The organism is Dysgonomonas termitidis (assembly GCF_042654545.1).
GTDB classification, from domain to species: Bacteria; Bacteroidota; Bacteroidia; order Bacteroidales; family Dysgonomonadaceae; genus Dysgonomonas; species Dysgonomonas termitidis.
In genome coordinates, this window is record NZ_JBHSGN010000060.1 from 1 (window position 1) to 5940 (window position 5940).

Here is a 5940-nt window from a genome sequence, read left to right on the forward strand (position 1 = left end):
ATTTCTTTGTCCGTCAGCTTTGTAAAAGAGGATAGTAATTTTTTACTTCACCTGTACTCACTGGTAATTGGGATTGCCGTATCTGTACCTCTGGTACGGTTAAAATCACATAATGATCCGGACTGATTCCGGAATTTCATCTTATTGCCCTGAATATTCAACTCAATATGATTTTTTCACTTCATTTCCCAGTGTCCGCTTAATGTAACTATCTCATTTCTATTGTTAAAGACCGCAGCTAACCTTCGAAAATAGCGATCATCGCAAATATGCGCTTATACACGGACAGATACAATCTTTCAAACACTTTATAAGCGAATATTTAAGTGGGATATATATGTGCGGTTGCTGAAATTTATAAATATCACAACCACATGTAACTATAGTTGCGAAATAGGTAATAAACGGATAAAAATAGGTAATAATATTATGAATGCCGGCTTCTACCTTTGTTGTTACTTTGTGCTTGGTATAATAACCGGTAGCTGAAATGCCGGAATCCTTTCGCACAGGATGGCGTTTCCGTTGATTTTGTTTACATCTTTTCCGTACGGGAGGCATTCTTTTTGTACGGGCAGGTGTCCGGATTTTTTAATTGGATTCTATGATAAAAACAGGCAGGGTAAGCAGATTATCCACCGTTTTTCGTACGGTATGTGCGTTCATTTTTCCGCCTGGAAATTTGGAAGTTAGCCGTATTTTGTTAGAGAGAGAGAGAGAGAGAGAGAGAGAGAGAGAGAGAGAGAGAGAGAGAGAGAGAGAGAGAGAGAGAGAGCAGTACGCCCGCGTATAATAATTGTAATTGTAAATATATACTTTTTTTTAAAAGTACAATCCCTGTACAGTTTTTTAGACTGTGCAGGGATTTTTCGTTTTTCATCCGGGCCGTTTCGGTTCCGGACTTACTTGTTTTAAAACGATTGAGCCGGTAATTACCTGTCTCTCTGTCTATAAAAAGTAATTCAAAAAGCAGACCTCACAGGTATGTTGGTATTTTAATAATAAAATTGTGTATTAAGTATGAAGAAAAGAGTGATGTTAATTTTATCCTGCTTATTACTAAGTATAGGATACATTGCGGCGCAAACGACAAAGATCTCGGGAACTGTTGTCGATGAGTTGGGGGAACCCGCCATCGGGGCATCCGTTGTAGTTAAAGGTACCTCTATCGGCACTATAACAAATGTAGACGGAAGTTTCTCTTTAAATGTTTCAGCAGATAAGAAAACATTAGTGATTTCCCTTATTGGCATGAAGACCAAAGAGGTTGCGGCCGGAACAAATTTGAAGATTACGTTGGAAAATGATTCTCAGTTGTTGGATGAAGTAATGGTAGTGGCTTACGGAACCGCAAAGAAATCATCCTTTACAGGTTCTGCATCCGTAGTCAATTCTGATAAAATCAGTTCCCGGCCTATTACAAGTGCCTTGTCGGCGATCGAAGGAAATGCCACCGGTGTGCAAGTAAGTACCACTACAGGCCAACCCGGGGAGTCGGTAGGTATTCGTATCCGTGGATTTGGTTCTGTGAATGCTTCCAATGCACCCCTCTATATTTTAGACGGGTCTATTTATAACGGGAATCTGGCCAGTATCAATCCAAGTGACATTGAGTCAATGACTATATTAAAAGATGCTGCCTCTACCTCCTTATACGGTTCAAGCGCAGGTAACGGAGTCGTTTTAATCACAACTAAAAAAGGAAGGCAGGGAGCAGGTGTAACATTAAATGTTACACAAGGCTGGTCAAACAGGGCTTATGCTGATTATGCTAAAGTAGATGCATATGAGTATTACCCACTGCAATGGCAGATGTTGAAAAACTCAGGTGTTACCGGCGGCAAATCGCAAGCCGAAGCTGCCGAAATCGCTTCCAGAGACATTGTGAGTACATTGAAATATAATCCATTCGTGGGTATAGCCGATGGTGAAGTCGTTGGTCTGGATGGTAAACTAAACCCCGGAGCAACAAACCTGAAATGGGGTGATGACCTGGATTTTGAAGATGCCGCTTTTGGCAATGGCTATCGTCAGGAATACTCTCTCGGTTATAGTAGCAAAACTGATAAGAGTGACACCTATTCTTCCGTATCTTATCTTGATGATAAAGGCTACATGATGAAGACCAACTTCAACCGCATGTCGGCACGCTTAAATCACAACATCACTCCGGTTAAATGGTTTAAGTCAGGGGTGAATCTGGCTTATGCGCGTTCTCAATCTAATTATTCATCTTCTACTTCGGGCAATTCCAGTGCTTACAGCAATCTTACCCGTTTTGTCAGGGTCATGGCTCCTATATATCCTGTACACAGGCATGACCTGAATACCGGAGCCTACCTGGATGCCGCCGGCAATCCGACCACCAATCCGAAAGAATATATTTGGGACTACGCGGGGGCGCGCCTCTCCGGCAACGGCCGTGATGCTTTGGCGGAAACAGATTATAACAGCCGTCAGTTTAACCGGAATGATGCATCGGGGCGCACATATATCACCTTGACGCCCATTACCAACTTAACGCTTACCGCTAATTATAGCATCGATGGCACCGATTACCGTGCCAGAGTATATGAAAACCCGTTAGTAGGAGACGGAACCGCCGGTCCGGGACGTTTGGCTCTCACATCTACCCGGAGTACAACGCAAACATTGAATCAATTGATCGGCTACAATAAAGCGATAGGCAAGCATCATATCGATGTCCTGGCCGGCCATGAAACTTATATTTACTCTTACGAATATTTATATTCCATGAAAGTGGGTGAAGTATTCAGCGGCGTACATGAATTTCCTAACTTTACAACTATCAGCAGTGTTTCTTCTTATACGGACACCTATAAAAAGGAAGGCTATCTGGCTCGTTTGAACTATGATTATGATAATAGATACTATGGTTCTTTCTCTTACAGGCATGATGGAACTTCCCGTTTTTCCAAAGATAGCCGCTGGGGAGATTTCTGGTCTTATGGCGCTTCCTGGAGAATCTCCGAAGAAAAATTTATGCAGGATATAAACTGGATAGACAATCTGAAATTGAGGGTTTCTTATGGGGAAACAGGTGTTGACCGCACACTTGACGCCGATGGCGACAATGATTATTACCCTTATCAGACATTGTATGACCTGGGTATCAATAATGGGCCCGACGCAGGAGTGTATTTCTCTACTTTATCCAACAAAAATCTTGTATGGGAAACGCAAATATCTAAAGACGCAGCTCTTGAATTTGCTTTATTCGGTAAATTATCCGGAGCAATCGAATATTTTCAGAAAGACTCCAAAGACCTGCTGTTCAATGTACATGTGCCTACTTCCACGGGGGCAAGTTCACTGTTGCAGAACATTGGTAAAGTGAGAAACAGCGGTATAGAACTTGAGGTCAACTACCAGGTATTTAAGAATAATGATTGGGCGGTGAATATAGGCGCGAATGCCACACGCATCACAAACAAAATATTGAAGATGCCGGACGAAAACAAAGAAAACGGACTGATAGACGGTTCCAAAAAACTGATGGAAGGCAGTTCTATCTATGAATTTTGGTTGAGACAATGGTATGGGGTCGATCCTGCTAATGGCGATGGTTTATATCTGCTGGATACGGATGCTTACAACAAGGAAAAGGGCACATTAACCGCTGCTATCGAAAAAACAGTACAAGAAATAGATGGTGTCCCCGTGACAAATTCTTATAGTTATGCGAAATATGATTTTAGCGGAACCGCCATTCCTAAATGGTTTGGGGGTTTCAATTTCAATGTAGCCTATAAAGCATTCTCGCTAGGCGCTGTATTCTCCTATCAACTGGGAGGTAAAACCCTTGACAACATGTATCTCAACATGATGGATATGACTAATTACGGTTATGCAATGAGCATAGATGTACGAAAGGCATGGCAAGCCGAAGGCGATGTGACCGACGTCCCTCGCCTGGATAAGACAGCCGTGCATAATACCAATGTAGGACAATCTTATTCCACTCGTTGGCTGGTAAGTACAGACTATTTGAACCTGCGTTCAGTGAATCTATCCTACACTTTACCAAAGAACCTGCTTAATAAAGTGCAGATACGGGAGACCAAACTTACCTTCAATGCGGAAAACCTGTTTATGTTGAAAGCAAGACAAGGGTTGAACCCTCAACAGAACTTCAACGGTATTACCTATAACGTATATATGCCGGCAAGAACATTCACGCTTGGCCTCAACATGTCATTCTAAAAAATAAGCAATTATGAAACAGATATATAAAATAAAGATTAGCGTTGTCGCCCTTGCAGCATTGTTTATACTCTCAAGTTGCGACGACAGTTTTTTGGAAACCACGCCGACAGGTTCCATTTCTGAAGAGACAGTCAGCAGTACATTGGATGGCTTGTATATCGCCTTAAACGGAATTCATCGTAAGATGGTTTCACAAGACCTGAGTAATCAGGGAATGGGCGGTGAACCCGGCTTCATTATCGGACGCGAAGCTCATGGTGACGATATGACCTGGGATACACAAACATGGCACCAAACACATCATACATGGGCGATCAACACAAATGCAAGCTCTTCTTATAATTATGGCGTATGGAATACCTATTATCAATTTATTTTGAATGCCAATAAAATATTAGAGAATTTAGAAACCAAGTATGCAGGCTCTACAGAGCCTTTGGCAAACCAGATCAAGGGGGAATGTTTAGCTATCCGGGGCTGGGCTCATTTCCAACTCGTTCAGTACTACGCCAAACGTTATGCCGCAGGAGCTGGTAATAGCCAGTTAGGCATCCCCTACAGGGAATCATCGGAAGTAACAGAAATGGCCCGTAATACAGTTGAAGAGGTATATACAAAAATCAACAGGGATCTGACGGCGGCAGCTACTTTGCTGGAGGGGTATAAACCGGCTGTTAATCACTATAGCCCGGCTGTTGTTGCCGGACTCAGGGCAAGAGTCGCCTTAACTCAACAGAACTATCCTGAAGCCGCTACCCAGGCCGTTTTAGCTATTAATCTGGCTAAAGCCAATGGGAAGTCTGTCATGAAGCAGGCGGAACTTATGAATGGATTTGCTAACATTACCACAGCAACGAAGGAAGCCTTGTATGCTGCCATCACCCAAGATGACCAAACGGTGTATTTCTATTCATTCTATGCGTATATGTCATGGAATTTCAACTCCAGTTCCATTAAAACAGGGATAAAATGTATCAGCCAATCAACTTACGATTTAATGTCGCCAACCGATTTGCGCCGCCAATGGTGGGATCCGACCGGTACCGCCGCAGTACCAACAGTCAGTACCTATAACAAACGGGTTTATCAAAATCGCAAATTTACGGCCCGTTCCACGGCTGACGCGGTGGGAGATTTTGCTTTCATGCGTATTTCTGAACTCTATCTGATAGCTGCTGAAGCATATGCCCGCTCAGGACAGGATACTCCTGCAAGGACGTATTTGCAAGAACTGATCGCAGAACGTGATCCCGGATATACCGATTCAGGAAATACGGGAACTGCTTTAGCGGAAGAGGTTATGAATCATCGCCGTATCGAACTATGGGGTGAAGGTTTCCGCTGGTTTGACCTGAAACGTTTGAATTTACCTGTCAATCGTACCGGAAGTAATTTCAACCCGGCATTCTGTGGATTCTTAGAAAAACAACCGACAGATAATGGCTGGTATTATGAAATACCTAAAGCCGAAACGGACTATAATACATTGATGGAAAAGAACTATTAGATAATATAAAAAAGCAGTTTATGATACAGGGGACAGGATGCGCTCCTTTATGTCGTAACCAATTTATACAAACACACTCTTGATGCAGTGATGCATTGACATTGAAAGAGTCCGGGCCCGGGCTCTTTCGTTTTTTTTGCTATAGTTACACAGTTCCGGCCCGTTGAAATAAACGGTGGATAAACGCCCTTCCTTTTTCAGTCCAT

2 protein-coding genes and 1 pseudogene are annotated in these 5940 nt (G+C 42.7%); all 3 read left to right on the forward strand.

Features of this window, described 5'->3' with window-relative positions:
• Positions 1 to 720 precede the first annotated feature (720 nt).
• A pseudogene (locus ACFO6W_RS07975) lies at positions 721 to 915 on the forward strand (hypothetical protein); the annotation flags it as partial.
• Positions 916 to 1020: 105 nt separating this feature from the next.
• Positions 1021 to 4224, forward strand: a complete 3204-nt coding sequence (locus tag ACFO6W_RS07980; protein ID WP_379995093.1) for a SusC/RagA family TonB-linked outer membrane protein — start codon at positions 1021 to 1023, stop codon at positions 4222 to 4224.
• Positions 4225 to 4237: 13 nt separating this feature from the next.
• Complete coding sequence (locus ACFO6W_RS07985) at positions 4238 to 5734, forward strand: RagB/SusD family nutrient uptake outer membrane protein (RefSeq protein WP_379995096.1); 1497 nt, start codon at positions 4238 to 4240, stop codon at positions 5732 to 5734.
• Positions 5735 to 5940 lie beyond the last annotated feature (206 nt).